Source organism: Streptomyces sp. NRRL S-495, assembly GCF_000966955.1.
GTDB classification, from domain to species: Bacteria; Actinomycetota; Actinomycetes; order Streptomycetales; family Streptomycetaceae; genus Kitasatospora; species Kitasatospora purpeofusca.
In genome coordinates, this window is sequence record NZ_JZWY01000322.1 from 1 (window position 1) to 3556 (window position 3556).

General features: G+C 65.2%; 4 protein-coding genes. All 4 read right to left on the minus strand.

The genetic code is table 11. The features are described from left to right. A partial coding sequence (locus VR45_RS17655; RefSeq protein ID WP_045940737.1) for an ATP-binding cassette domain-containing protein occupies positions 1 to 512 on the minus strand: 512 nt, incomplete at its 3' end. 19 nt (positions 513 to 531) lie between these two features. Then, positions 532 to 1473 (minus strand): ABC transporter permease, encoded by a 942-nt coding sequence (locus VR45_RS17660; protein WP_045940738.1) that lies wholly within the window; start codon positions 1471 to 1473, stop codon positions 532 to 534. Continuing rightward, positions 1466 to 2410, minus strand: coding sequence for an ABC transporter permease (locus tag VR45_RS17665; protein ID WP_045940739.1), 945 nt, complete (start codon positions 2408 to 2410; stop codon positions 1466 to 1468). Before VR45_RS17665 ends, VR45_RS17660 begins: the two co-directional genes overlap by 8 nt. 90 nt (positions 2411 to 2500) lie before the next feature. Then, on the minus strand, positions 2501 to 3556 hold a 1056-nt coding region (locus VR45_RS17670), incomplete at its 5' end, for an ABC transporter substrate-binding protein (RefSeq protein ID WP_045940740.1).

Sequence of the window (3556 nt, forward strand, 5' to 3'; positions counted from 1 at the left end):
TGGTGCGGGTAGTCGCCCACGCGCTGCCTGGCGGCGGGGATGCGCACCCGCTCCATCAGCTCGATGGCCTTCTCCCGGGCCTCCTTCTTGGAGGCGCCGCGGTGCACCCGGAACATCTCGCCGAGCTGGGCGCCGACGGTCATCACCGGGTTCAGCGAGGACAGCGCGTCCTGGAAGATCATCGCGATCTTCTGGCCGCGGATCTGCCGACGGTCCTCCTCCTTCATCGCGAGCATGTCCTGCCCGCGGAAGAGGATCTGGCCCTGGCTGATCTTGCCCGGCGGCATGTCGAGGATGCCCATGATGGTCTGGGCGGTCACCGACTTGCCGGAGCCCGACTCGCCGAGCACCGCCAGCGTCTCACCGGCGGCCACGGAGTAGTTGACTCCGTTCACGGCCTTGGCGACGCCGTCCCGAGTGTGGAACTCCACGTGGAGGTTCTTGACCTCCAGCAGCGGGGTGCCAACCTCCAGGCGGCCGTTCTTCTGGTTCTTCTCGATCACGGTGGTCATCGGGTCGTCACCTCTTCTCTCAGCGGAGCTTCGGGTCGAGGGCGTCGCGGACCGCGTCGCCGAGCATGATGAAGGCCAGTACGGTGATGCTCAGTACGGCCGACGGGAAGAGCAGGACGTGCGGCGCGTCGAGGAAGCGGTCGGAGGCGCTGCTGATCATCAGGCCCCAGGAGATCTCCGGCGACTGGACGCCGATGCCCAGGTAGGACAGGGCGGCCTCGGCGCCGATGTAGACACCCAGCGAGATCGCCGACACGACGATCACCGGCGCGATGGCGTTCGGCACGATGTGCCGGAAGGTGATCCGGCCGGAGCCGGCGCCGAGGGCGCGGGCGGCCATCACGTAGTCGTTGTTCTTGTTGGCCAGCACCGAGGCGCGCATGATGCGGAAGATCTGCGGCCAGCCGAGCACGGTCATGACGACCGAGACGGTCCAGGCGTTGCCCTTGCCGAGCATCGACATGATCAGCATGCCGCCGAGCAGCAGCGGGATCGAGAAGAAGATCTCGGTGAAGCGGGACAGGATCGAGTCGACGATCCCGCCCTTCCAGCCGGCCAGCAGGCCGAGCAGGGCACCGATCACCGTGACCATCGAGGTGGTCAGCACGCCGACGATGATCGAGTTACGGGCACCCCACACCGTGCGGGTGTAGTTGTCGCAGCCCTGGACGTCGAAGCCGAACCAGTGCTCGGCGCTCGGGCGCTTCAGCGAGTTGGCCAGGTCGCAGGCGTCGTTGTCGAACGGGCTCCCGTCCGTGAACCAGCCCGGCACGATGGCCAGCAGGATCAGGAAGGACACCAGCGCGGCGCCGATGATGAAGATCGGGTTGCGGCGCAGGTCGCGCAGAGCGTCCGACCAGAGGCTGGCGACACGCTCCGGCTTCTGCTTCTTCTCCGGCGAGGACTTGGGGGTGTTGTCCCCGGAAGGGGCCTCGGCGCCCTTGGTGATCGTCTCACTCATAGCGGATCCTCGGGTCGAGCACGGCGTACAGCATGTCCACGAGCAGGGTGGTGACCAGGTAGATCATCACCAGCAGCGTGACGACGCCGACGATGATGGTGCCCTGCTTCTGGTACACGGCCTGGGCGAGCAGACCGCCGATGCCGTGAATGTTGAAGATCTTCTCGGTGATGACCGCGCCGCCCATCAGACCGCCGAGGTCGGCACCGAGGAAGGTGACGATCGGGATCAGGGCGTTGCGCAGGGCGTGCCGACCGATGACCCGGCGCTTCTTCAGGCCCTTGGCCACCGCGGTGCGGACGTAGTCCGCGCGCATGGTCTCCATCAGGCTGGTGCGGGTCAGTCGGGCCACGTACGCGAGCGAGGTCGAGGCCAGGACGAAGGCCGGCAGCAGATAGCCGCGCAGCCCGTCCTCCTCATTGAACGAGACGGAGAAGATCTCGATGCCGTAGTCGTTCTTCAGCTTGACGCCGAGGACGAGCTGGAGCACGAAGCCGGTGACGAAGACCGGGATCGAGATCACGAACAGCGTGCTGATGAGGACCAGCTGGTCCAGGAACTTGCCCTTGCGCAGGGCCGCCATGACGCCCGCCAGCACACCGATGATCGCCTCGATGACAAAAGCCACGAGGGCGAGGTTGACGGTGAACGGGAACGCCTCGCTGATCATCTCGCTGACCTGGCGACCCGTCAGGCTCTCACCCAGGTTCCCCTGGAAGACGCCCGTGATGTAGTTCCAGTACTGGAGCAGGAACGGGTCGTTCAGGTGGTACTTCTGGCGGATCATCTCCGCCACGATCGGGTCGGCCTTCTTCTCGCCGGCCAGCGCCTGCACCGGGTCACCGGGCAGGCTGAAGCACAGCCAGTAGATCAGGAACGTCGCACCGATCAGAACAGGGATCGCCTGTATCAGTCGGCGGATCACATAGCGGCCCATCAGACCTCCACACTTTCGGACAAGGAAGGGAGGCGGGAGGACCCGGACTGTAGTCCGGTCCGCCCGCCCCCGATCGTCTGATTAACCGGATCAGCCGGCGAGCTCGACCTCGTCCAGGTTCATGCGACCCTGGGCGTCGGTGTCGAAGTTCTTGATCTTCTTGCTGTACGCCGCGGACGACATGTAGGTGTAGACCGGGATGTACGGCAGGTCCTCGATGAGGACGTCATCGGCCTGCTGGTACAGCTTCAGACCCTCCTCCGGGCTCTTCGCCTGGTCGGCCTGGTCCAGCAGCGACTCGAACTTCTCGTTGACGTAGCCGCCGTAGTTCGAGCCGTTCTCGATCGCGACCTTCGAGAAGATCGGACGCTCGTAGTTCTCGATCGACGGGTAGTCCATCGACCACGCCATGCGGAAGGCACCGGAGTACTGCTTCTCGCCCAGCGCGTCCAGGATCTTGCCGAACTTCTCGAACGGCTTGGTGGTGACCTCGACGCCCAGGTTCTTCTTCAGCTGGTTGGCGACGGCCTCGATCCACTCCTTGTGGCCACCATCGGCGTTGTAACCCAGCTCGATGGTGTTGTTCGGGACGCCACCGGCGGTGTCCCACAGCGCCTTGGCCTTGGTCGGGTCGTACTTCGCCGCGTCGCCCATGGCGCCCTTGCGGTAGCCCGGGATCAGCGGGTTGACGAAGTCGTCGGCCGGGACGCGGGTGCCCGAGAAGATCGTCTTGGTGATCGCCTCGCGGTCGATCGCCATCGAGATCGCCTTGCGGATCTCCGGCTTGCCGTAGGTGGCCGGGTTGGTGGCGATCGGGAAGCCGATGTAGCCGACGCCGGACTCCGGCTTGTAGATGTAGCGGTCGCCGAACTCGCCCTTGACCGTGCCCATGGCCGAGATCGGGAGCTTGTCGGTCGCCTGGATGTTGTCGGCGCGCAGGTCGTTGTACGCCGTCTCCAGCTTGTCGTAGATCTTGAAGGTGACGCCCTGCAGCTTCGCCTTGCCGTCAGCGGCCGGGAAGTTGTCGTAGCGCTTGACCTTGATCTGCTGGTTGTGCTCCCACTTGCCGTCCATCTGGAACGGGCCGTTGCCGATGGGGGCCTCTTCGAAGGTCTTCTTGTCCTGGAAGAAGGCCTTCGGCAGCGG

Coding starts and splice junctions, on each gene's coding strand:
- VR45_RS17660 (WP_045940738.1), bottom strand. CDS start 1,473: ATGAGTGAGACGATCACCAAGGGCGCCGAGGCCCCTTCCGGGGACAAC.
- VR45_RS17665 (WP_045940739.1), bottom strand. CDS start 2,410: ATGGGCCGCTATGTGATCCGCCGACTGATACAGGCGATCCCTGTTCTG.